The organism is Castellaniella defragrans 65Phen (assembly GCF_000612685.1).
Classification (GTDB): Bacteria; Pseudomonadota; Gammaproteobacteria; order Burkholderiales; family Burkholderiaceae_B; genus Castellaniella; species Castellaniella defragrans.
Genome location: NZ_HG916765.1, coordinates 2,414,010 through 2,438,759 on the forward strand (window position 1 = coordinate 2,414,010; position 24,750 = coordinate 2,438,759).

The window sequence follows — 24,750 nt, forward strand, 5'->3', positions numbered from 1 at the left end:
GCCCCGCAACAGGCCGGCCCGCAACAGGCCGGCCCGCAACAGGCCGGCCCGCGACGGGCGGACGGGAGACCCGGCGCCGTCCGCGCGAAACCGGGGACGAGGCCAGGCCCGGCGCCGCCGGCGCATCCGGGCGCCGGGCGTCACTCCATCAGCGCGCGGGCCTTCAGGGCGCGCAGGGCGTCGCGCACCGAGGCCGCCTGCTCGAACTCCAGGTTGCGGGCGTGCTCGTTCATGCGCTGCTCCAGGCGGCGGATCTCCCGCGCCAGGGACTTTTCGTCGTGCAGGGCCGATTCGTCGTAGCCCGCCGCGACCGGCGCCGCGGCCGCCGCCGCGGACACCCCGTCGATCAGGTCGCGCACCGCCTTGCTGACGCCGCGGGCCGTGATGCCGTGCTCGATGTTGAAGGCCTGCTGCTTTTCCCGGCGGCGGGCCGTCTCGTCCATGGCCCGGCGCATGGAATCGGTCACCCGGTCCGCATACAGGATGGCGCGCCCGTTCAGGTTGCGCGCCGCGCGGCCGATGGTCTGGATCAGGCTGCGCTCGGAACGCAGAAAGCCTTCCTTGTCGGCGTCCAGGATCGCCACCAGCGAGACTTCCGGGATGTCCAGGCCCTCGCGCAGCAGGTTGATCCCGACCAGCACGTCGAAGGCGCCCAGGCGCAGGTCGCGGATGATCTCGACGCGCTCCACCGTGTCGATGTCCGAATGCAGGTAGCGCACCTTGAGGCCGTTTTCCCCCAGGTATTCGGTCAGGTCCTCGGCCATGCGCTTGGTCAGCGTGGTGACCAGCACCCGCTCGTGGCGCGCGATGCGCAGCTTGGCCTCGCCCAGCAGATCGTCGACCTGGGTGGCGGCCGGGCGCAGCTCGACCTCCGGATCCACCAGGCCGGTCGGGCGCACCACCTGCTCGACCACCTGGTCCGCGTGCGCGGCCTCGTAGGGCCCCGGCGTGGCGGAGACGAACACGCACTGCGGCATGCGCGCCTCGAATTCCTCCAGCCGCAGGGGCCGGTTGTCCAGCGCCGAGGGCAGGCGGAAGCCGAACTGGACCAGGGTTTCCTTGCGCGAGCGGTCGCCCCGGTACATGCCGCCCAGCTGGCCGATGGTGACGTGGCTCTCGTCGATGAACATCAGGGCGTTGGCCGGCAGGTAGTCGATCAGCGTGGGCGGCGGCTCGCCCGGCAGGGCGCCCGACAGGTGCCGGGAATAGTTCTCGATGCCCTTGCAGAATCCCAGTTCCTGCAGCATCTCCAGATCGAAGCGGGTGCGCTGCTCCAGCCGCTGGGCCTCGACCAGCCGGCCCGCCGCCGTCAGTTCGGCCAGGCGCTCGCGCAGTTCGTCCTTGATCGTCTCGATGGCGCGCAGCACGGTCTCGCGCGGCGTCACGTAGTGCGAACTGGGAAAGATCGTGAAACGCACCAGGCTCTGCACCGGCTTGCCCGTCAGGGGATCGAACAGGTCCAGGGACTCGATCTCGTCGTCGAACAGCGTGATGCGCAAGGCATGCTCGGCGTGCTCGGCCGGGAAGACGTCGATCACCTCGCCGCGCGCCCGGAAGGTCCCGCGGGAGAATTCCGTGTCGTTGCGCTCGTACTGCATGGACACCAGCCGCGCCAGGATTTCCTGGCGGCCGATCCGGTCGCCCGTGCGCAGCGTCAGCACCATGGCGTGGTAGTCGCCCGGGTTGCCGATGCCGTAGATGCAGGACACCGTGCCCACGATGATGGTGTCGGGGCGCTCCAGCAGGCTCTTGGTGGCCGACAGGCGCATCTGCTCGATGTGCTCGTTGATGGACGAGTCCTTCTCGATGAACAGGTCGCGCGAGGGCACGTAGGCCTCCGGCTGGTAGTAATCGTAGTAGGACACGAAGTATTCCACCGCGTTGCGCGGGAAGAATTCGCGCATCTCGGCGTAGAGCTGGGCGGCCAGAGTCTTGTTGGGCGCCAGCACGATGGCCGGCCGCCCGGTGCGGGCGATCAGGTTGGCCATGGTGTAGGTCTTGCCCGAGCCCGTCACCCCCAGGAGCGTCTGGCACATGAGCCCATCGCGCACGCCCTCTTCCAGCGTGTCGATCGCGGCCGGCTGGTCGCCGGCGGGCGGATAGGGCTGGAAAAGCTGAAACGGACTGTCTGGAAAATGCACGAAACCCGGCGAGTCCTCCACCGGGTCCGGGGTATTTGCGCGGCTCTCCATGGTTCGCCTGGACACTATTCGGGTAAACCCCTTATTATCTCATCGTTGGCCTTCGCGACCAAGGAATCCTTTGCATCAGTCTCCCCACGTCCGACGCGCTCCTTGCCGGGATGGCCGGCGGACGGGCGGACCGGTGCATGGCGTCTCCAGACCTTTCCCCTTGTCCCTACGGAATCCCATGTCCTCCATCTTCGCATCCGTCGAACTCGCTCCGCGCGACCCCATCCTGGGCCTGAACGAACAATTCAAGGCCGACACCCGGCCCACCAAGGTCAATCTCGGCGTCGGCGTCTACTACGACGACGCGGGCCGCATCCCGCTGCTGAAGGCCGTCCGCCAGGCCGAGGCCCGCCTGTTCGAGCAGGCCGAGCCGCGCAACTACCTGCCGATCGACGGCATTCCCGGCTACAACAACGGCGCCCGCGCCCTGCTCCTGGGCGCCGGCTCGCCCCTGATCGCCGAGCACCGCTCGCTGACGGTCCAGACCCTGGGCGGCACCGGCGCGCTGAAGGTCGGCGCCGACTTCCTCAAGCAGATCCTGCCGAACGCCCAGGTCGCCATCAGCAACCCCAGCTGGGCCAACCACCAGGCCCTGTTCGCCGCCGCCGGCTTCCCGGTCGTCAGCTACGACTACTACGACGCCGCCACCCATGGGCTGAATTTCGACGGCATGCTGGCCTCGCTGCGCGCCCTGCCCGCCGGCACCATCGTGGTGCTGCACGCCTGCTGCCACAATCCCACGGGCGTCGATCCCACCCTGGAACAATGGCAGGACATCGCCCGCACGCTGCAGGCCGGCCAGCTGGTGCCCTTCCTGGACATCGCCTACCAGGGCTTCGGCGCCGGCATCGAGGAAGACGCCGCCGTGGTGCGCCTGTTCGCGGACCTGGGCATGACCATGTTCATCAGCTCCTCGTTCTCCAAGTCCTTCTCGCTGTACGGCGAGCGCGTCGGCGCCCTGACGCTGGTCACCGGCGGCGACGAGGAAAGCACGCGCGTGCTCAGCCAGTTGAAGCGCGTCATCCGCACCAACTACTCCAACCCGCCCACCCACGGCGGCGCCCTGGTCTCGACCGTGCTGAACACGCCCGAGCTGTACGCGCTGTGGGCCGAGGAACTGGCCGGCATGCGCGACCGCATCCGCGCCATGCGCCACCAGCTGGTCGAAAAGATCCAGGCCCAGGGCGTGAGCCAGGACTTCAGCTTCGTCAAGGCGCAGCGCGGCATGTTCTCGTACTCCGGCCTCACCAAGGACCAGGTGGAGCGCCTGCGCGAGGAATTCGGCATCTACGCCGTGGGCAGCGGCCGCATCTGCGTGGCCGCCCTGAACAGCGGCAACATCGACTACGTGGCCGAGGCGATCGCCCGCGTAATCAAGGCATGATCAAGGCATGATCAAGGCGTGATCGGGCACTGACCCGCCCGCCCGCGCCGCGGCATGGCGCACGACGGGGCCTCTTGCGGGGCCCCGTCGCCGTTTCAGGACGGCCGCCCTGCTGCTGGCCGCCCTGCCGCTTGCGCGGCGCGCGCCCTTCGGTCACAATACGGGCTGTGTTTCCATCCAGTAGCGCGTCATGGCCCTGAAACTCACCGCCCGGCAGTCCCAGATCCTGGACCTCATCCGGCAATCCATCCAGCAGGCCGGCCGCCCTCCCACCCGGGCCGAAATCGCCCGCCAGCTGGGGTTCCGCTCGGCCAACGCGGCCGAAGACCACCTGCGCGCGCTGGAGCGCAAGGGCTACATCCGCCTGTCGGCGGCCACCTCGCGCGGCATCCAGCTCACGGAGCAAGCCCGCAGCCCGGACGCCGATCCGGCGGGCGCGCCCGCCGCTGCCCGCCCCGCGCGGGACGGCATCCCCGCCGGCGCCGGCCCGGCCCACGGGCTCCATCCCCCGTCCGGCACATTGCCTGGCGCATTGCCCGGCCCCCTGCCCGGCGCCCCGGTCTGGCTCGCGCCGTCCGACAGCCGCCTGGTGCCGCTGGTGGGCCGCGTCGCCGCCGGCAGCCCCATCCTGGCGGCCGAGCACATCGAACGCGAAATCCCGCTGGCCCCCCACCTGTTCGAGTCCGCGCCCGACTACCTGCTGCGCGTGCGCGGCAGCAGCATGCGCGACGCCGGCATCCTCGATGGCGACCTGCTGGCCGTGCGCAGCACGCCCCAGGCGCGCCATGGCCAGATCGTGGTCGCCCGTCTGGGCGACGACGTCACCGTCAAGCGGCTGGACCACCAGGGCCGCCGCATCCGCCTGCTGCCCGAAAACCCCGACTTCCAGCCCATCGACGTGGGTCCGGGCGACGACTTCGCCATCGAAGGCATCGCCGTCGGCCTGATCCGCACCACCGCGCTGCACTGAAACGCCGGCGCTCCTCTGCGCGCATCCGGGCCAGAAGCGGCAAGGGCTCCCTTTCGGGGAGCCCTTGGTCGTTTCGCCGGCCCTTCTCCGGCCGCTGAACCGCGCCGCGCACGGAGGGGAAGCCGTTCCGATCCGCCGGGCTCGGGCCGGTCCGAACGGGGACCGGCCCGGGGCCAGGTTCGCCTCAGTGCTTCATCACCCCGCTGCCGCCGGCTTCCGCCGGCTTGGCGGCGGCGACCGCCTCGGCCGCCAGGCGGGCGACTTCCTCGTCCGACAGGGGCACGGGCATGCGCTGCAGGGCGACTTCCAGCACCCGGTCGATCCAGCGCACCGGGATGATCTCCAGGTGGTTTTTCACGTTGTCCGGGATTTCCGCCAGGTCCTTGACGTTTTCCTCCGGGATCATCACGGTCTTGATGCCGCCGCGATGCGCCGCCAGCAGCTTTTCCTTCAGGCCGCCGATTTCCAGGATCTCGCCGCGCAGGGTGATCTCGCCCGTCATGGCCACGTCGGCGCGCACCGGGATGCCGGTCAGCGCCGACACCATGGCCGTGGTGATGGCGGCCCCGGCCGAGGGGCCGTCCTTGGGCGTGGCGCCTTCCGGGAAGTGGATGTGCAGGTCGCGCTTCTCGAAGGCCTGGTCGGCGATGCCCCACTTGCGGGCGCGGGCGCGCACCACCGTGCGGGCGGCCTCGACCGATTCCTTCATCACGTCGCCCAGCGAACCCGTGCGCAGGACCACGCCCTTGCCCGGCATGTCCGCCGCCTCGATGGTCAGCAGGTCGCCGCCGACTTCCGTCCAGGCCAGGCCGGTGACCTGGCCGATCTTGTCTTCCTTTTCGGCCACGCCGAAATTGAAGCGGCGCACCCCCAGGAAGTCGTTCAGGTTGGAGGAATCCACCACGATCGCGGCCTGGCCGTCGGCATGCTTCAGCTCACGGCCCTCGGCACCGGCGCTCAGCAGGCGCTTGACGGCCTTGCGGCAGATCTTGGAGATCTCGCGTTCCAGCGCGCGCACCCCGGCCTCGCGCGTGTAGTAGCGCACGATGTCGCGGACCGCGTTTTCGGAGATGCTCAGCTCGCCTTCCTTGACGCCGTTGTTCTTCATCAGCTTGGGCAGCAGGTGATCGAAGGCGATGTGGACCTTCTCGTCTTCCGTGTAGCCCGACAGGCGGATGACTTCCATCCGGTCCAGCAGGGCCGGCGGAATGTTCAGCGTGTTGCTGGTGGCCACGAACATCACGTCCGACAGGTCGAAATCGACCTCGATGTAGTGGTCCTGGAAGGTGTGGTTCTGTTCCGGATCGAGCACTTCGAGCAGGGCCGAGGACGGGTCGCCGCGGAAATCCGCGCCCAGCTTGTCGATCTCGTCGAGCAGGAACAGCGGATTGCGCACGCCCACCTTGGCCATGTTCTGCAGGATCTTGCCGGGCATGGAGCCGATGTAGGTGCGCCGGTGGCCGCGGATCTCGGCCTCGTCGCGCACGCCGCCCAGCGCCATGCGCACGAATTTGCGGTTGGTGGCGCGGGCCACGGACTGGCCCAGCGAGGTCTTGCCCACGCCCGGGGGCCCGACCAGGCACAGGATCGGCGCCTTGAGCTTGTCCACGCGCTGCTGCACCGCCAGGTACTCGACGATGCGCTCCTTGACCTTTTCCAGGCCGTAGTGGTCGGCGTCGAGGACTTCCTCGGCGTTCTTCAGGGAGTTGTTGACGCGGCTCTTCTTGCGCCACGGCAGGCCCAGCAGCGTGTCGATGTAGTTGCGCACCACGGTGGCCTCGGCCGACATGGGCGACATCAGCTTGAGCTTCTTCAGCTCGGCGTCGGCCTTCTTGCGGGCTTCCTTGGGCAGGTGCGCGGCCGCGATCCGGCGTTCGAGCTCTTCGATGTCGGCGCCTTCCTCGCCCTCGCCCAGTTCCTTCTGGATGGCCTTGACCTGCTCGTTCAGGTAGTAGTCGCGCTGGCTCTTTTCCATCTGCTTCTTGACGCGGCCGCGGATGCGCTTCTCGACCTGCAGGATCTCGATTTCCGATTCCAGCTGGGCGAGCAGGGCTTCCAGGCGGCGCGCGGCGCCGGGCATGTCGAGCAGGGACTGCTTCTGCTCGATCTTCAGGGGCAGATGGGCGGCGATGGTGTCGGCCAGGCGGCCGGCGTCCTCGATCCCGGCCAGCGAGGTCAGGATTTCCTGCGGGATCTTCTTGTTGAGCTTGACGTACTGCTCGAACTGGGCCACGACGGCGCGGCGCAGGGCCTCGGCCTCGGCCTGGTCGGACTGGTCTTCTTCGATGCCCGAGACGCGCGCCGCGAAATGCGTTTCGGCGTCGGTGACTTCATGGACGCGGGCGCGCTGCAGCCCTTCGACCAGCACCTTGACGGTGCCGTCGGGCAGCTTCAGCATCTGCAGGATGTTGGCCGCGCAGCCGATCTCGTACAGGTCGTCGGGCGTGGGCTCGTCCTTGCCGGCGGACTTCTGGGCCACCAGCATCACGCTGCTGCCGGCTTCCATCGCCAGCTCGAGCGCCTTGATGGAACGCGGCCGCCCCACGAACAGGGGGATGACCATGTGCGGAAAGACCACGACGTCGCGCAGCGGCAGCAGCGGCAGTTCCACAGGTTCCTGGGTCAGAATCTGGCTAGCAGACATGGTTGATTCCTCAAACTATTGAATCTGAAAGAAAAAGGAAGCGCGGGCTTCCTTTTTCGTATTGTGCCTGCTGATGAATATGGTGCCGTACAGACGCTTTTCAAGAGCTGGGGGCACACTGCCAGTATACGGGAACCGGCCGTCCGGCGGGCGCGAAACGCCCCCGCCCGGAAGATGGGCGCGGCGCCGGCCGCCCTTCCGGCGGGAAGAACGAAGGGCGGGGTCCGGGCCGCGCTCAGGCGGCGGCCGAGCGCAGGGGCTTGTCTTCGGCGTGGCGGTCGGGCCGGGGGCCCTTGATGAGCGTCGGCGAGGTCAGGCCTTCGACGGCGTCCTTTTCCAGGACCACGCGGTTGATGTCCTGGCGCGAAGGCAGTTCGTACATGGTGCCCAGCAGCGCCTGCTCGATGATGGAGCGCAGGCCGCGGGCGCCGGTGCGGCGCTTGATGGCCCGGCGGGCGATCGCCGTCAGGGCCTCGGGCGTCACTTCCAGCGCGACGTCCTCCATCTCGAACAGCTTCTGGAACTGCTTGACCACGGCGTTGCGCGGCTCGGTGAGGATGCGCACCAGCGTGTCCTCGCTCAGTTCCTCCAGGGTGGCGACCACCGGCAGGCGGCCGACCAGTTCCGGGATCAGGCCGAACTTGATCAGGTCTTCCGGTTCGACCTCGGCGAACAGTTCGCCCACGCCGCGCTCGGAGCGCGCGCGCACCGTGGCGGCGAAGCCGATGCCGGAGCGTTCGCTGCGGTCGCGGATGATCTTTTCCAGGCCGTCGAAGGCGCCGCCCACGATGAACAGGATGTTGGTGGTGTCCACCTGGACGAAGTCCTGGTTCGGGTGCTTGCGCCCGCCCTGCGGCGGCACCGAGGCGACCGTGCCTTCGATGAGCTTCAGCAGGGCCTGCTGCACGCCCTCGCCCGAGACGTCGCGGGTGATGGACGGGTTGTCGGACTTGCGCGCGATCTTGTCGATCTCGTCGATGTAGACGATGGCGCGCTGGGCCTTCTCGACTTCGTAGTTGCAGTTCTGCAGCAGCTTCTGGATGATGTTCTCGACGTCCTCGCCGACGTAGCCGGCTTCCGTCAGGGTGGTGGCGTCGGCCATCACGAAGGGCACGTCCAGCATGCGCGCCAGGGTCTGGGCGAGCAGGGTCTTGCCCGAGCCGGTCGGCCCGATCAGCAGGATGTTGCTCTTGGACAGCTCGACGTCGCCGTCCTTGGCGTCCTGGTAGCGGATGCGCTTGTAGTGGTTGTAGACCGCCACCGCCAGGTTGCGCTTGGGCGTTTCCTGGCCGATGACGTAGCCGTCCAGGAAGGACTTGATTTCCTGCGGCGTGGGCAGTTCCTTGCGCACGGCGGCCCGCGCCGCGTCCTGGGACTCCTCGCGGATGATGTCGTTGCACAGGCTGATGCATTCATCGCAGATGAAGACGGAAGGCCCGGCGATCAGCTTGTGGACTTCGTGCTGGCTTTTGTTGCAGAAGGAGCAATGCAGCGCCTTGTCCTCGCTGGATCCCTTTTTTTCGGTCATGGCTATCCAATCACTTGGCTTCGTCGGTGCGCGAAACCAGTACCTTGTCGATCAGTCCGTATTCCCGCGCATCGTCGGCGGACATGAAGTTGTCGCGTTCGGTGTCCACGGCGATGCGCTCGATGTCCTGGCCGGTGCGCTCGGCCAGGATGCCGTTCAGGCGTTCGCGCAGGCTGAGGATTTCCTTGGCCTGGATCTGGATGTCCGAGGCCTGGCCCTGCGCGCCGCCCGAAGGCTGGTGGATCATGATGCGGGAATTGGGCAGCGCGTAGCGCTTGCCCTTGGCCCCGGCGGCCAGCAGGAACGCGCCCATGCTCGCGGCCAGGCCGGTGCACAGGGTGGAGACCTCGGGCTTGACGAACTGCATGGTGTCGAAGATCGCCATGCCGGCGTAGACCGAGCCGCCCGGGGAATTGATGTAGAGCGAGATGTCCTTGTCGGGGTTCTCCGATTCCAGGAACAGCAGCTGCGCCACGACCAGGTTGGCCGACTGGTCGTTGACCGGGCCCACGAAGAAGATCACCCGTTCGCGCAGCAGGCGCGAATAGATGTCGTAGGACCGTTCGCCGCGGCCGGACTGCTCGATCACGATGGGCACGTAGCCCAGGCCGGTGGGGACGACCGAGTCCCCGCCGTACATCGACGCGTAGAAATCGGTGAACCGGTTCATGTCAGCGGGCACCCATCAGAGTATCGAAATCGACGGCTTCGTCGGTGACCTGGGCGGACGCCAGGACGTGCTCGACGAGGTTGTCTTCCAGGACCAGCGATTCGATCTCGGCGCGGCGCTGGCGGTCGGACAGGTAGTAGGCGACGACCTGGGCGGGCTGCTCGTAGCTCTTGGCGAATTCCTCGATGCGGGCGCGGACCTGCTCGGGCCTGGCCTTGAGGTCGGCGGACTTGATGAGCTCGGCCACCAGCAGGCCCAGGCGCACGCGGCGCTCGGCTTCCGCGCGGAAGGTGTCCTCCGGGATGGGGATGCTGTCGGCGTTGGGCAGGCCGCGCTGCTTGAGTTCCTCGCGCGCGGCGGCCGTGCGGTTGGCAATCTCGTTGTCCACCAGGGCCTTGGGCAGGTCGAAGTCGCAGGCGGCGGCCAGGGCGTCCATGACGCTGGCCTTGGTGCGGTTCTTGGCGCGGGCCTGGGCCTCGCGTTCCACGTTGGCGCGCACATCGGCCAGCAGGGCGTCCACGTCGCCTTCGGCCTGGCCCAGGGCGCGGGCGAAGTCGGCGTCGAGTTCGGGCAGTTCGGGCTCGGCGACTTCCTTCACGGTGATGGTGAATTCAGCCTGCTTGCCGGCCACGGCGGGGCTGCCGTAGTCTTCCGGGAAGGCCAGCGGGAAGGTCTTGGTCTCGCCGGCCTTCAGGCCGGTGGCGGCGGCCTCGAACTCGGGCAGCATGCGGCCCTGGCCCAGCACGAAGGGGAAGTCCTGGGCGCTGCCGCCCTCGAAGGCCACGCCGTCGATGGTGCCGGTGAAGTCCAGGGTGACGCGGTCGCCGCTCTGGGCGGCGCGGTCGGCCGCCGGCTTGAAGACCGTGCGCTGGCGGCGCAGGATGTCGAGGGTCTTCTGCACTTCGGCTTCGCCCACCTCGACGGTGTTGCGGGTGATCTTCAGGGAGGACAGGTCCGGCAGCTGGATGTCGGGATAGACCTCGAAGGTGGCGGAAAACGCCATCACGCCGTCCTCGGCGCCTTCGACCTTGGGTTCCAGGCTGGGGGTGCCGGCCACGCGCAGGTTCGCGTCCTGGATGACCTTGTCCAGCGACTTGCCGATCTGGGTGTTGATCACGTCGTAGCGGACCGACGGGCCGTGGCTGCGCTCGATCACCGACAGGGGCGCCTTGCCGGGGCGGAAGCCCTGCACCTTCGCCGTCCGGGCGACGCGCTTGAGCTGCGCCTGGACTTCCTTTTCGATGTCGGCGACCGAGACGGTCAGATCAACGCGGCGCTCCAGGCCGGACAATTTTTCAACCATGGGCTGCATTCGGAACCTATTGAAAGATGAATAGTAAACGGGGTATTTTAGCGGAAAGTGGAGCGCCTCGTAGAAACCCGGGAAGCCCCGTCAAACCACGCTATAATGGCCGGCTTGCCTGGCGAACGTGGCGGAATTGGTAGACGCACCAGATTTAGGTTCTGGCGCCGCAAGGCATGAGAGTTCAAGTCTCTCCGTTCGCACCACCGGACCGGAGCCTTCGTCCGTGTGGACGCTGCGCATCAGCCCCCGAATCCCGCGCAAGAAACGCCAGCAGGCGGCGTTCCGCCGCGCTCAGCCCGCGCGGGCCGGGCGGTGCGGGCCCGCGCGCCGGGATCGCGCCGTCCAGGTACGCCGACACCACGGCCGGGTGCACATAGCATGCGCGGCAGACCGTCGCGGTATTTCCCAGGCGGCGGGCCACGGATTTCATGGCCTCGTTCACCCGGCGTTCGCGTTCCCGCGGCCGGCCGCCATCCCCGTCCCCATCCTCCGCCCGGCTCAGCAGGTCCAGGGCCATCACCGACCCGCCCCAGGTCCTGAAGTGCTTGGCGCTGACGTCGCGGCCCGCGATCTCGCGCAGGTAGGCGTTGACCGCCGCGGAATCGATCCGGTGGAACGCGCCGCGCTCGTCATGATACTTGAACAGCCGCTGCCCGGGCAGGTCCAGGCAGCGGCGCACCAGCCGCGCCAGCCTGCGGTCGACCACCGTGACGTCCTGATCGACGCCGCTCTTGCCGCGGAACCGCAGGCGGATCTTCGCGCCCGAGACGGTGGCGTGGCGCCGGGTGAGCGTCGTCAGGCCGTAGCTGCCGTTGCCGCGCGCATAGCGCGCGCTGCCGATCCGGATGAGCGTGCCGTCCAGCAGCGCCACCGCCAGGGCGAGGATCCGCTCCCTGGGCAGGCCCGGCAGGCGCAGGTCGCGGCGGACCCGCCGCCGGATCCGCACCAGCGCGGCGCCGAAGCCGGCGAGCTGGTCGAATTTGTGCCGGCCGCGCCGCGCGGTCCAGTCGGGATGGTAGATGTACTGCTTCCGGCCCCGCGCATCCCGTCCGGTGGCCTGCAGATGGCCGTCGGCGCGCGCGCAGATCCAGACGTCCTCGTAAGCGGGCGGAATCGCCAGGGCCCGGATGCGCGCCAGGACGGCCGGGTGGCGCACCAGCCGCCCGTCGCGGTCCCGGTAGCGGAAACCGCCGTGCCGGTCGCGTTCCCGGCGGTAGCCGGGCTCGTGGTCCCCGGTGCAGGCGAGCGCGGCCCGGGGCGCCGCGGGCGCCCTCCGGGGTGTCCTGGGCGTCATGTCGGTGTCGGCGCGCGCCCCGGCCCGCGCGCGCGCCGGATGGCATCGAGCCGCTCGCGCCACGCCGGCGACACGCAGGCCCGCGCCGCGTCCTCCGGCAGGCGGCGGCGCCAATTGGGGAACTCGTCCACGGTGCCCGGCACGTTGGGCGCCTCCAGCACGCCCGCAAGGTCTTCGAGCGTCGTCAGCACGAGCGGACACGGCGCCGCGGCGACGAAGCCCAGCATCGCGGCGATGGGCGCGCGGCGCGGCGGCGCGGCGGCGGCGCCCGGCCCGGCCACGCACGTCCACAGCTGCGCGCGTTCCTGCGCGCGCCGCAGGCGCAGCGCCGAAGCGGTCTCGCCCGGCCCCAGCAGCCGCGCCTGCTCGCGCTGGTCGATATCGACTCCCTGCCACCATCCGGCGAGCGTGGGCAGATCGTGCGTGGTGGCCATCGCCGCCGCGGCGGGCGGCCAGTGCGACGCGGGCAGGAAGGGCGCCGGTGCCCGCCGCGGCGCCGGCTGCCGCATGAACCAGAGCACGTCCATGCCCAGGATTCCGTTCCGTTCGAGGGCCGCATCCAGGCCGGCCGGGACGGTGCCCAGGTTTTCGCCGACGACCAGGGCCTGGCGACGCCAGGCTTCCAGCGCCGTGAGCGCCAGGAGCTCCCGCGCCGGCATCCGCAGGTAGGCGCCCTCCGCGGCGCCGGCCCCTTCGGGGATGACCCATATCCGCTCGAACCCCGCGACGTGGTCGATGCGCAGGCCGCCGACGTGCGCGAGGCCGGCGCGCAGCACGGCCAGGAAGGGCTCCTGCGCCCCGGCCCGCAAGGCGTGCGGAGAGAAGGCCGTCAGATGCCAGTTCTGGCCCAGGGGACTGTAGAGATCCGGCGGCGCGCCGATCGACACGCCCTCCAGCAGGTGGCCGGCCTGGCTCCACGCCTGGCTCCCGGCCGGGCTGGTGCCCACCGCGAGGTCCGCCATCAGGCCGATGCGCATGCCGGCGCCGCGCGCCGCATGGTGAGCGCCGCGCAGGCTGGCCGCGGCCAGCCACTGGAGGAAACAGTGGAAATCGACCTCGCGGGCGTGCGCGCGGGCGTAGGCGCGCACCCCGGGCGCGCGCGCGTCGCGCCAGCACGCGCCCCACCGGGTCCAGGGCAGCGGACGCCCCCGCTCATCCGCGGCGATCGCGGGATCGGCCTGCAGGCACTCGAACACCGCGTGATCCTTCAGCGGCTGGCCCTCGCCGGCGACGAAACACCGGTAGTCGCGCCGGACGCCTTCGCCGAGCCGCGGCAGCGCCGCGTGCAGCCGGCGCAGCAGGCGCATCCGGACGGCGGCCGCCCGGGGCCAGTCGATCCGATCGGGCGCGTCCAGCGCGGCCCAGTCCACCGGACCCAGGGACCGCATCGCCGCGCGGACCGCGTCCTCGCCCAGCACGTCGGCGGGCGCGGCGTAGGCGGCGTTCAGGAACAGCCGGTTCGACGGGCCGTAAGGACTGCAGGCCGCCGGGTCGGCGCTGAACATCGCATGGGCCGGGCTGAGCATCAGGGCGTCCGCGCCTTCCCGGGCAAGCTGCTGCGCCAGCCGCCGGACCGCGCCGAAGTCGCCGTATCCCCAGGTGGACGCCAGGGGATCGCCCCCGGCGCTGCGCAGGCTGTAGATCTGGGCCATCGCGCCCCACAGCCGGTCGCCCCGCCCGATCATCCGGCCGGCGACGGTGTCGGCGCCGCGCGGCGCGATGGCCAGGCGCACGGGCTCGCCGCCGCGCGGCAGCAGGCGATAGTATCCCGGCTGCAGGGGCGCGCGCAGCCAGGCGCCGGACGGGCCGCCGGCCAGGCGCACGGCGTGCGGCGGCGCGCCGCCGCCCTCCGCTTCCAGCAGGCAGTCTCCCGGCGGCAGGCCGGGCAGGAAGAGCCTGCCGCCGGCACGCCCGACCCGCAGCGCCGGCAGGCCCGGAATCGCCGGCGCCTCCACCGCCGCGCGGCTGTCGCGGATGTCCGCCGCGGTGGCGCAGGGCAGGCCCATCGAGCGCAGCAGCGCGCGCAAGGTATCCGGCGACACGCGCCGCGCCGCGCCGGCCGCATCGGTCCAGCACTCCTGCAGGCCGGCCCGCGCCGCCAGCGCGGACAGCCCGTCCCCCGCGGCGCCGCCGGGGCCGCCGGCGTGCCGGCTCATGGCCGCCTTCCGGTGCCGCGTCCGCCGCGGGCCGCCTTCACGCCGGCGCCTCCTGGCGGCCCCGCGCCGACAGCAGCACGAGGGCGTGCGGCGCCACCTCGATGCCTTCCGACACCTCGATGCCTTCCGACACCTCGGCGCCCTCCGCCGCGGCGGCGGCGGAGAGGTCCCCCCGGCTGGAATCCAGCTCGCACGTCCAGGCGAGGGCGGGCGCGGGCAGGACGAAGGACAGGGCCTCGTGGCAGGGATTGAGCAGCAGCAGCGTGACGTCCACCCTCCCCTCGCGGGCCGCTGCGCGCCGCAGCGCGAACGCGCGCCGCTCGCCGTCGTCCCACTGCCCGGGGGCGATCGCCTGCCCGTCCGGCTCGAAGCAGCTCGCGCGCGGAATGCCGGGCAGCAGTTCCTCCGCCAGGTCCAGATAGCGGCTCGCATGCAGGCTGGGGTGGCGCCTGCGCAGCTCGGCGAGCCGTCCGACGAAGCGCGTCAGCGCCACGCCCGCGGGGCTGCCGGCGCGGCGCCAGTCCAGCCACGACAGCGGATTGTCCTGGCAGTAGGCGTTGTTGTTGCCCGACTGGGTGTGGCCGAACTCGTCGCCCGCCAGCAGCATCGGCGTGCCGTCGGCGAAGAACAGGCTGGCGAGCAGGGCGCGGCGGACGCCATCGCGCAGCGCGACGATCGCCTCGTCCTCGACGGGGCCTTCCGCGCCCCAGTTGGCGCTGAAATTCTCGGCGGTGCCGTCCTGGCCGCCCTCGCCGTTGGCCTCGTTGTGGCGTTCGGCGTAGCTCACCAGGTCGGCGAGCGTGAAGCCGTCGTGGGCGGTGATGAAATTGATGCTGCTCCAGGGCCGCCGGTGGCGGCGGTCGAACAGGCCGCGGGAACCGCAGAGCGCGGCGGCCATCCCCGGCCGCTGCTCCGCGTCGCCGCGCCAGTAGCGCCGCGTGCTGTCGCGGAACACGCCGTTCCACTCGGCGAAGCCCGGCGGGTGCTGGCCGAGCTGGTAGCCGCCCAGGCCCACGTCCCAGGGTTCGGCGATCAGCTTGAGGCGCGAGAGCACCGGATCCTGCAGGATGGCATCGAAGAACCCCGCCCCCGGATCGAAGCCCGTGCCTTCGCGCCCGAGCGTCGCGCACAGGTCGAAGCGGAAGCCGTCCACGCGGTACGCGCCGGCCCATTCGCGCAGGGAATCGAGCACCATGCGCAGCACCGCCGGATGGGACAGGTTCACCGTATTGCCGCAGCCCGTCTCGTCGATGTAGCGGCGCTCCTCGCCCGGCACGAGCCGGTAGTAGCTGGCGTTGTCGATCCCCCGCCAGGACAGCGTGGGACCCCATTCGTTGCCCTCGCAGGTGTGGTTGTAGACGACGTCCAGCACGACCTGGATGCCCGCCGCGTGCAGGCGCCGGATGGCCCGGCGCAATTCGTTGGCGCCGTTGGGCACGTAGCTCGGCTCGGGGGCGAAATACGCCAGGGTATCGTAGCCCCAGTAGTTGCGCAGGCCCCGCTCCACCAGCAGCCGGCTTTGCAGGAACGCGTGCACGGGCAGCAGTTCGACCGCCGACACGCCCAGCCGCTGCAGATGCTCCACGAAACGGGGATCGCCCAGCGCCGCGGCCGTCCCGCGCAAGGCGGCGGGCAGGTCTTCGCGCATCATCGAGGCGCCCCGCAGGTGAACCTCGTAGATCAGGGTATCGTCCCAGGAGGTGTCCGGCGGCCGCGAATCGCCCCAGGCATACGGCTGCTGCGGGGAGACCACGCATTTGGGCATCAGCGAGGCGCTGTCGCGCCGGTCCATGCTCAGGTCGCCGCGCGCGTGGCCGACGCGGTAGCCGAACAGGGCGTCGCCCCAGTGCACCGCGCCGTGCAGCTGGCGGGCGTAGGGGTCGAGCAGCAGCTTGGAGGGATTGAAGCGGTGGCCGTGCTCGGGATCGTAGGGCCCGTGCACGCGGAAACCATACAGCAGGCCCGGCTCCGCGTCGGGCAGGTAGCCGTGCCAGACCTCGTCGGTGCATTCGGGCAGCGCGGCGCGCCGCAGTTCCTTGCGACCGTGGGCGTCGAACAGGCAGAGATCGACCCGGGTGGCGTTGGCCGAGAACAGGGCGAAATTGACGCCCAGCCCGTCATGGCTGGCACCGAGCGGATAGGGCCGGCCGGCCGACAGCGGAGCGTGCAGGAAGGTTTCGTTCATCATTGCGGTTCCAAGGGGGCGAGCACGAGCGTGCAGGCGCCCGGCAGGTCCAGCGTGAGGGTGCAGGGGCGCCCGTGCCGGGGTTCCGCCCGCGCCGCGACATCCCGCCGCGCATCGGCCGCCCCGTCGGGATCGCTGGAGTCCAGCAGCAACCGCCAGGGCCCGCCGCGGCTCGCCCCCAGCTCGTAGCCGGGGCGCGGCACCGGCGTGAAATTGCAGACGGCGAGCAGCGGCGCATCTCCGGGGGCGGATCGCTCGAACGCGAACACGCTGTTGTCCACGTCGTCGCCGACGGTCCACGAGAAGCCCGACGCATCGGCGTCGCCCGCGTGCAGGGCGGGCCGGTCGCGGTACAGGCGATTGAGCCGGCCGACCCATTGCTGCACGGCCCGGTGCGCCGGGTCGTCGAGCAGATCCCAATGGACCGTGGCATCGTGGTTCCATTCCTCCCACTGGCCGATCTCGGCGCCCATGAAGAGCAGCTTCTTGCCGGGATGGGCCCACATGAAGGCCAGGTAGGCGCGCAGCGCGTCCAGCCGGCGGGCCGGGTCGCCGCCCATTTTCGCGGCGAGGGCGCCCTTGCCGTGCACGACCTCGTCGTGCGACAGCGGCAGGATGAAGCGCTCCGAGAATGCGTACTGCAGGCCGAAGGTGATCTCGCCGTGATGGTGGCGGCGGTGGACCGGATCGCGCCGCATGTACTGCAAGGTATCGTGCATCCACCCCATGTTCCATTTGTAGTCGAAGCCCAGTCCGCCCTGGCGGGTGGGCGCGGTGACGCCCGGCCATGCCGTGGATTCCTCGGCGATGGTGATGGCGCCGTCGCCCCGGGCGCGCACGCCGTCGGTCAGCTCCCGCAGGAAATCGATCGATTCCAGGTTCTCGCGGCCGCCGTGGCGGTTGGGGATCCACTGGCCCGGCGCGCGGCTGTAGTCGCGGTACAGCATCGAGGCGACGGCGTCCACGCGCAAGCCGTCGAGATGGTATTGGGCGAGCCAGTGATGGGCGCTGGCCAGCAGCATGGCCTTCACCTCGTTGCGCCCGAGGTTGCAGATCGCGCTGTGCCAGTCGGGGTGGTGCCCTTCGCGCGGGTCGGCATGCTCGTAGAGCGCGGTGCCGTCGAAATGCTCCAGGCCGTGCGGATCCTCGGGAAAATGCGAGGGCACCCAGTCCAGGATCACGCCGACTTCCGCCGCGTGGCACCGGTCGATGAAGCGCGTGAAGCCGCGCGGCGTCCCGTTGCGCGCGGTCGGCGCGAACAGGCCGAGCGGCTGGTAGCCCCACGAGCCGCCGAACGGGTGCTCCATGACCGGCAGCAGTTCGATGTGGGTGAAGCCGAGCGCGCGCGCATAGGCGGGCAGCCGCTCGCCCAGCCGCTCCCACAGCTCGCTCTCGCCCTCCGGGCGCGCCCAGGAGCCGGCGTGGACCTCGTAGATGCTGATCGGCGCGCCGGGATGCTGGCGCGCCGCGCGGGCGGCGCACCAGGCGCCGTCCGTCCAGTCCATGGCCGGCGCGTCGTCCACCACCGAGGCCGTGTGCGGCGGGCATTCGGTGCGCCGGGCGAGCGGATCGGCCTTCCAGCGCAGGATGCCGTCGGCGCCCAGCACGGCGAACTTGTAGCGGTCCCCGGCGCGCGCCTCCGGCAGAAAGCATTCCCAGACCCCCGCCTCGGGGCGCAGCCGCATCGGATGGCGCTGCGGATCCCAGGCGTTGAAATCGCCCACCAGGGAGACGCGCCGCGCATTGGGCGCCCAGACGGCGCAGCGCAGCCCCCGCACGCCGCCGACCTGCGTGAGCACGGGAGCGAGCGCCGCGACGGCGCGCCAGTCGCCGGCGGCGAAACGCCGCAGCGCGGCTGCGTCGATCAGGGGGCCGGGCATGGGGGATTCCTCGCTCATGACGGTCCGCCCGGGGTGGAGGCATGCGGACCGAGCAGCGCGCCGGCGATGCGGACGAGCGCGTTCAGGGGGATCGGCAGCCATTCGGGACGGTGGACCGCTTCGTAGCGCACCTCGTAAGCCGCCTTCTCCAGCTGCGCGATCGTCAGCAGGAGGGATTCCGTCTCGTCGTCCAGCGCCAGCTCGGGCGACCGCGCGTCACGATAGCCCGCCAGGAAGGCCTCGCCGGCGCGCGCGCGAAAGGTCGCCAGCAGTTCATCGGGAGACGCGGCGGGCGGCGGGCCCGCCGCCTCCGCCTGTCCCGGCCCCGGAGGCGCTGCCGGCGGCGTCTCCGTCACGTTCGGAACGGCGATGTCGCGCCGCGCGACCGCGGCGGCATAATCGAAGGAACGCAGCATCCCCGCGAGGTCCTTGTAGATGGTGGCGGCCTGGCGCCGTTGGTCGGCGGCGTTGAGCGGTTCGCCTTCAAAGTCGATCAGGTAGGCGTCGGCCTGGGACACCAGGATCTGCCCCAGATGCAGGTCGCCGTGCACCCGCAGCCGCATGGCGCCCGGCGCGCGGCGGGCCGCCTCGTCCACGCGGGACGCCAGCGTCGCCCGGCGGGCGCGCAGGAAGGCCACGGCATCCCGCGCCGGCGCCAGGACCTCGGCCGGCAGCCGCGCCAGCGCGTCGAGCGCCGCGGACAGCTCGCGCAGCGCGCGCTTGCCGTCGGCCGCGACGCCGGCCGGACCGCCCTGCACCGCCGGCGGCGGGCCGTCCTCTCCGGCGTCCCAGGGATGCACGAAGACCGCGTGCAGCTCGGCCAGCCGCTGCCCCATGCGGCGCGCCAGCGCCAGGTAGCCCGACAGGCCGTCCTCGAATGCGCCGGCGTCGTTTCCGGCCAGCACCGCGGCGGCCAGGGTGCGGTTGAGGAATTCCAGCGTCCAGCGCCAGGCGTCCCCTTCATTGGGAATGTAGCGGTGCAGCACCGCCAGGGTGTAGCGCCGGCCGTCCGGATCGCGGTATTCGACCGTGCCCAGCAGCGGCGGGGTATGGGCATAGCCGGCCTGGGTCAGCCACCGGCTCATCTCGATCTCCGGTTCGGGTCCCGGCTCGACCTGCCGCAGGACCTTGACCACGAAGCGGTCGTCCACGATGGCGGAGCTGTTGCTCTGCTCGCCGCCGACCCAGCGCACGGGCGCGTCCGGCGCGAGCGGCTCCCACGCCTGCGCGAGCCGCCGCGAGTGCAGCCCCGCCCGGGCCGACGGCGCCGGCCCGCCCTCTTCCGCGGACGCGGCGCGCATGCCCTCCACGAGCGCGCGCAGGAAATCGGCTTCCTGGAACGCGTCGGCCAGCATGCCCGTGTCGGCGCCGCAGCGGATGCGGGCGATCGGGTAGCCGGGCCGGACGTCCTCGCTCCAGCACAGGGCGACCGGCACGTTCAGGCGCCGGACGCCGGCCTGCGCATCGCCCATCAGCACCCAGTAATGCCGCGCGGCCGGGGGCGCGGGCGGCGCGTCCGCGCCCGGCGCGGGGGCCGCTTCCTTCAGCGGAATCATCTCCTTCACGTGCAGGTCGGACGGCTCGGCCCCCGACCAGCGCTGCCGTGCCAGGTAGGCCGGCAGCGCCTCGCTCTCGAAGAGCCGGCGCGCCGCCTCGCCGAAGGCCTGCGGGTGCTTGGAGCGCAGGACCAGGGTGACCAGTTCCGGCATCTGTTCGGGCTTTTCGACGTGCCAGTCCGGCGGCGCGGCCTCGGTGCTCAGCTCGAACCAGTAGAAGCCGTACGGCGGCAGCGTCAGCAGGTAGGGCAGTTGGCCGATCCGGGGAAACGAGGATCCCGCCAGCATTTCGACCGGCACCGCCCCCGCATGGGCCTGCAGCGGGAGCTCGACCGGCTGCGCCGATGCGGACAGGTTGGCCACGCAGAGGATGGTGGTGTCCTCCCATTGCCGCAGGTAGGCCAGGATCTTGCGGTTGCCCGCCGACAGGAAGGTGAGCGTGCCGCGGCCGAAGGCGCGCGTGCGCGCGCGGCAGGCGAGCAGGCGCCGGGTCCAGTTCAGCAGCGAATGCGGGTTGCGGTGCTGCGCCTCGACGTTGATGACCTCGTAGCCGTAGAGCGGCCCCATCAGCACGGGGACCTGCAGGCGCTCCGGGTCGGCGCGCGAAAAGCCCCCGTTGCGGTCCGCCGACCATTGCATGGGCGTGCGCACGCCGTTGCGGTCGCCCAGATGGATGTTGTCGCCCATGCCCAGTTCGTCGCCGTAGTACAGGATGGGGGTGCCCGGCATGGACAGCAGCAGGCTGTTCATGAGCTCGACCCGGCGCCTGTCGCCCTCCATCAGGGGGGCGAGGCGCCTGCGGATGCCCAGGTTGATGCGCGCCTGCGGGTCCGCGGCATAGACCTTCCACAGGTAGTCGCGCTCCCGGCTGGTCACCATTTCCAGCGTGAGCTCGTCGTGGTTGCGCAGGAAGACGGCCCACTGGCAGGAAGCGGGGATGGGCGGCGTCTGGCGCAGGATGTCGATGACGGGAAAGCGGTCTTCCTGCGCGATGGCCATGTACATGCGCGGCATGAGCGGGAAATGGAACGCCATGTGGCATTCGTTGCCCTCGCCGAAATACTGGCGGGCGTCCTCGGGCCACTGGTTGGCCTCGGCCAGGAGCATCCGTCCCGGGTATTCCGCCTCCACCACCGCGCGGATGCGCTGCAGGATGGCGTGCGTCTCGGGCAGGTTCTCGTTGTTCGTGCCTTCGCGCTCGATCAGGTAGGGCACGGCGTCCAGGCGCATGCCGTCCACCCCCATGTCCAGCCAGTAGCGCATGATGTTCAGCACTTCCGCCAGCACGCGCGGGTTGTCGTAGTTCAGGTCCGGCTGGTGCGCGTAGAAGCGGTGCCAGTAATAGGCCCCGGCGACCGGGTCCCACGCCCAGTTCGACGTTTCCGTGTCGCAGAAGATGATGCGCGTGCCCGCGTAGGCACGGTCGGTGTCCGACCAGACGTAGTAGTTGCGGGCGACCGTGCCCTTGCGCGCCTTGCGCGCGCGCTGGAACCAGGGATGCCGGTCCGAGGTGTGGTTGATGACCAGTTCGGTGATGACCCGCAAGCCGCGCGCATGCGCGGCGCGGATCAGCTTGCGCAGGTCCGGCAGGCTGCCGTAGTCCGGGTGCACCCGGCGATAGTCCGCGATGTCGTAGCCGTCGTCGCGGCGCGGCGAGGGGTAGAACGGCAGCAGCCAGATCGCGGTCACGCCCAGGTCGGCGATGTAGTCCAGCCGCGACAGCAGGCCCGGCAGGTCGCCCACGCCGTCGTTGTTGGAATCGAAAAACGACTTGACGTGCAGCTGGTAGATGACGGCGTCCTTGTACCAGTCGGGTTCCGGCGCGCAGGGTTCGGGCTTGGACATATCGGCTCGCATCAATGGGAAGGCAGTCCGTGTGAAGGCAGTCCGGGCAGGCGCCAGATGCCGTACGGGGATTCCGGATGCAGCCGCGCATGCGCGCGGCAATCCGGCCAGTGCTCCGCCGCGCCCGTCAGGAGGTTCTCGGCCGAGGCGATCGGGCCCAGCGGCACCTGCACGTCGATCGCGCGCGCCGGATCGAGATTGACGACGACCAGCAGCACGTTGGACTGCGCCGCGGAGTACCGGGCATAGGCCAGCACGCCCTCGGCCTCGCAGGGCAGGCCGAGATAGCCGCGGTGGTCCTGCAGGGCCGGGTTGGCGCGCCGGATGGCATTGAGCCGGGCGATCTCCGCGCGGATGTTGCCCGGCGCGTGCCAGTCGCGCTGGCGCACTTCGTATTTTTCCGAGTCGGCGTGCTCCTCGCCGTCGGGCAGGGCCGCCGCTTCGCAGAGCTCGAAGCCGCTGTAGACGCCCCACAGGCCCGAGCCCGTCGCCGCCAGCGCCGCGCGCACGAGAAAGCCGGGCCGGCCATGCCGCTGCAGGTACAGCGGATTGATGTCCGGCGTGCTGGTGAAGAACATCGGCCGGAAGAAATCGGCGACCGGCGGCTGCGAGAGTTCGCGGAAATAGGCGTCGAGCTCGTGCGCGGCATTGCGCCACGTGAAATAGGTGTAGGACTGGGTGAAGCCCGCCTTGGCGAGCCGGTACATCATCGCCGGCCGCGTGAAGGCCTCCGCCAGGAAGACGACGTCCGGATCGCGCGCGTGGATGTCGGCGATCAGCCATTGCCAGAACGGCAGCGGCTTGGTGTGGGGATTGTCCACCCGGAAGATGCGCACGCCGTGCCCGATCCAGAAGCGCACGATCTCGCGCAGGGCGCGCCACAGCGCGGTCTTGCGCCGCCACGGCGGCGCATCCGCGTAGAACGCCACGTTGACGATGTCCTGGTACTGCTTGGGCGGGTTTTCCGCATGGCGCAGCGAGCCGTCCGGACGCCAGCTGAACCAGTCGCGGTGGCGGCGCAGCCACGGATGGTCGGGCGCGCACTGGATGGCGAAGTCGAGCGCGATTTCCAGCCCTGCGCGGCGCGCGGCATCCACCAGGCGGACGAAGTCGTCCAGCGTGCCGAGCCGGGGATCGACGGCGTCGTGGCCGCCCGCCTCCGAACCGATCGCGTAGGGGCTGCCCACGTCCTCCGGCGAGGCTTCCGGGCTGTTGTTGCGGCCCTTGCGGTCGCGCCGCCCGATCGGATGGATGGGCGGCAGGTAGAGCACGTCGAACCCCATCCGGCGGATGTCCGGCAGGCGCGCGATCACGTCGTCGAAGGTGCCGTGCCGCCCCGGCACGGGCGATTGCGAGCGCGGAAAGAGTTCGTACCAGCTCGCGTAGCGCGCCTGCGGGCGGTCCACCCACAGGCGCAGGGGCGCCGTGGCATGCGCGAACGTCGGCTTTGCCGCATCCCGCAGGAAGGCCGCGAGCGGGGCGGAGAGCAGCGCCTCGATGAGCCGCGCGTCCGGGGGCGCATCGGCGGCCGCCTGCAGCATGTCGAGCGCCTGGCGTACCCGCGCCCACTGCGGCTCGTCGCGCGCGGCGCCGTCGGCGTAGTGCAGCAGGCGCGCCAGCCACTGCGCGCCTTCCGCCAGGCTCTGACCCAGCGCCTGCCCCGCGTCGAACTTGGCGCGCCACTCCGCGCAGAATCCGGCCCAGACGTCGATCCAGGCGAGGATGCGGTATTCGTGGCCGCCGATCCGCTCGGGCCGGCATTGCGCGCTCCACCGGTCGTTGCCCCGCGCCTGCATCGGCACCTCGTGCCATCCGGCCTCGTCGCAGGCGCGCCAGCACAGATTGGCGGCCAGCCTGGCATGGCCGTCGGTGAAGACGGTGGCGCTCACCGCCAGCGTTTCGTGGCTGATGCGCTTGACCGGCCACGCGCCCCCGTCCACCGCCGGCTCGATGCGCTCGATGCCGATGCGCGGCGCGAGGAGGCCGCGCCCGTCGCCCGGCAGCGCGGCGGCGGGAACGGGAGCGCCGGGAGGCGCCGGCGCCGTCCATTGCCACAGGGCGCAGCCGGCCGGCGCCAGCAGCGCGCCCGGCCGCGGGCGCAGCGCGGGCGGCACGCCGCGCCCGTCGTCCGGGCCGGCGGGCAGCAGGCCGGCCCATTCCGACAGGTCCGCCGCGGCGTGCGGATCGCCTTCGGCGGACAGCGCCAGCAGGGCGCCCCCGGCGCCGGGACATGCCCGCACCAGGGCGGTGGCCCGGCCCGTGCGGCCGCCCACCGTCCCGAAGGTGGCCGGCAGCCGCGTGCGGCGGCGCCAGTGCGCAAGCGGCCCCAGGGTGGCGGCATCGGGCGGTCCGTCCAGGATCAGGCCTTCGCCGCTCACGGCGGCGGCGGCCAGCCAGCGGGTCTCCCGCCGCCGGCCCGCATAGGCCAGGACGGGCGCGAGCGCGGACAGGCGCGCGTGTTCCTGTGCCAGCCAGTCGGCCCGGCCGTCCCACCATGCGAGCGACGATACGGTCCAGTCGAAGGGAACGGGCGCGCAGCGCGCCAGCTCTTCGGGCGTCAGGCCCGGCGTCCACGCGATGAAGCGCACGCCCGCGTCCGCCTCGCGCAGGGCGCCCAGCAGTTCGTGCCAGATTTCGGCCGCCAGGTGCTGCGGCGTGCGGAAGCAGTAGCCGGCCACCCCCAGGGCGCTCCAGTCGCGCAGCCGCGCCGCCCACGCCTGCACGAAGGCGGCGGGCGGCGCCTGCACCACGCGCCGCGTGCAGAGGTCCTCGCGCGGCGTGCGGGGATCGGTGCGGGGATCCAGCGGCTCGGGCCGCAGCCACTCCGCGGACGCCGTGTCCGGATGCGCTCCCCGCGCCACGCGATCCAGCGCCATTTCGAGATGGCAGCTCAGGCCGCCGGCGGCGAGGCGGCGGCTGGCTTCGGCGATCTCGTCGCGCACCGGCGCGCCGCCTTCGCTGCGGTCGGCGTCCAGCGGCGCCGCCCCCGCGGGCCGCCCGCCGGTGCGCCAGGGCGGCGGCGCGAGGATGCCGGTGGCGCCGGCGGCGCGCCACTGCGCGGCCTCCGCAGCCGCCCGCGCCAGCGAATCCACCCTCACCAGGCAGGGCCAGCCCGTCTCCGAATCCCGTCCCCCGGCCAT

At 71.1% G+C, this 24,750-nt stretch carries 13 protein-coding genes and 1 tRNA gene; 3 read left to right on the plus strand and 11 right to left on the minus strand.

What is annotated here, in order from left to right; all coding sequences use genetic code 11:
- Positions 1–140: 140 nt before the first annotated feature.
- Positions 141–2,192: an excinuclease ABC subunit UvrB gene (uvrB, locus tag BN940_RS10800; RefSeq protein WP_052355789.1), complete on the minus strand. Its 2,052-nt coding sequence runs from the start codon at positions 2,190–2,192 to the stop codon at positions 141–143.
- A gap of 178 nt (positions 2,193–2,370) precedes the next feature.
- Between uvrB and BN940_RS10805 the strand changes: the two genes are divergently transcribed.
- Complete coding sequence (locus tag BN940_RS10805; RefSeq protein WP_043682919.1) at positions 2,371–3,576, plus strand: amino acid aminotransferase; 1,206 nt, start codon at positions 2,371–2,373, stop codon at positions 3,574–3,576.
- A gap of 190 nt (positions 3,577–3,766) precedes the next feature.
- Positions 3,767–4,546 carry a transcriptional repressor LexA gene (gene lexA, locus BN940_RS10810; protein ID WP_043682922.1) on the plus strand — a complete coding sequence of 260 codons (780 nt, stop codon included), beginning with the start codon at positions 3,767–3,769 and terminating at the stop codon, positions 4,544–4,546.
- A gap of 184 nt (positions 4,547–4,730) precedes the next feature.
- Here lexA and lon read toward each other — a convergent pair whose 3' ends face one another.
- The 4 genes from lon to tig form a co-directional block, all read right to left on the minus strand.
- Entirely contained in the window at positions 4,731–7,190 is a 2,460-nt protein-coding gene (gene lon, locus BN940_RS10815) for an endopeptidase La (RefSeq protein WP_043682924.1), read from the minus strand.
- 235 nt (positions 7,191–7,425) lie between these two features.
- A complete protein-coding gene (gene clpX / locus BN940_RS10820; protein WP_043682927.1) occupies positions 7,426–8,718 on the minus strand; it encodes an ATP-dependent Clp protease ATP-binding subunit ClpX in 1,293 nt (430 codons plus the stop codon).
- Between the two features lie 10 nt (positions 8,719–8,728).
- Complete coding sequence (gene clpP, locus BN940_RS10825) at positions 8,729–9,388, minus strand: ATP-dependent Clp endopeptidase proteolytic subunit ClpP (protein WP_043682930.1); 660 nt, start codon at positions 9,386–9,388, stop codon at positions 8,729–8,731.
- A gap of 1 nt (position 9,389) precedes the next feature.
- The gene (gene tig, locus BN940_RS10830; protein ID WP_043682932.1) at positions 9,390–10,700 is read right to left on the minus strand and encodes a trigger factor; all 1,311 of its coding nucleotides are present in this window, start codon (positions 10,698–10,700) and stop codon (positions 9,390–9,392) included.
- Between the two features lie 112 nt (positions 10,701–10,812).
- On the opposite strand from tig, the gene BN940_RS10835 reads away from it, so the two are divergent.
- Positions 10,813–10,897, plus strand: a tRNA-Leu gene (locus BN940_RS10835).
- On the opposite strand, the gene BN940_RS17980 is transcribed toward BN940_RS10835, so the two are convergent.
- The 6 genes from BN940_RS17980 to BN940_RS10860 are packed head-to-tail and all read right to left on the minus strand — an operon-like array spanning position 10,876 to position 24,750.
- The gene (locus BN940_RS17980; protein ID WP_084330846.1) at positions 10,876–11,988 is read right to left on the minus strand and encodes a DNA topoisomerase IB; all 1,113 of its coding nucleotides are present in this window, start codon (positions 11,986–11,988) and stop codon (positions 10,876–10,878) included. The genes BN940_RS10835 and BN940_RS17980 overlap by 22 nt on opposite strands.
- A complete protein-coding gene (gene malQ / locus BN940_RS10840; RefSeq protein ID WP_043682934.1) occupies positions 11,985–14,144 on the minus strand; it encodes a 4-alpha-glucanotransferase in 2,160 nt (719 codons plus the stop codon). The genes BN940_RS17980 and malQ overlap by 4 nt, the downstream gene beginning before the upstream one ends.
- 37 nt (positions 14,145–14,181) lie before the next feature.
- A complete protein-coding gene (glgX, locus tag BN940_RS10845) occupies positions 14,182–16,332 on the minus strand; it encodes a glycogen debranching protein GlgX (protein ID WP_242404184.1) in 2,151 nt (716 codons plus the stop codon).
- On the minus strand, positions 16,329–18,227 hold the full coding sequence (glgB, locus tag BN940_RS10850) for a 1,4-alpha-glucan branching protein GlgB (protein WP_242404185.1): 1,899 nt from the start codon (positions 18,225–18,227) through the stop codon (positions 16,329–16,331). Before glgB ends, glgX begins: the two co-directional genes overlap by 4 nt.
- On the minus strand, positions 18,224–21,610 hold the full coding sequence (treS, locus tag BN940_RS10855) for a maltose alpha-D-glucosyltransferase (RefSeq protein ID WP_052355791.1): 3,387 nt from the start codon (positions 21,608–21,610) through the stop codon (positions 18,224–18,226). The genes glgB and treS overlap by 4 nt, the downstream gene beginning before the upstream one ends.
- A gap of 11 nt (positions 21,611–21,621) precedes the next feature.
- A complete protein-coding gene (locus tag BN940_RS10860; RefSeq protein WP_052355792.1) occupies positions 21,622–24,750 on the minus strand; it encodes an alpha-1,4-glucan--maltose-1-phosphate maltosyltransferase in 3,129 nt (1,042 codons plus the stop codon).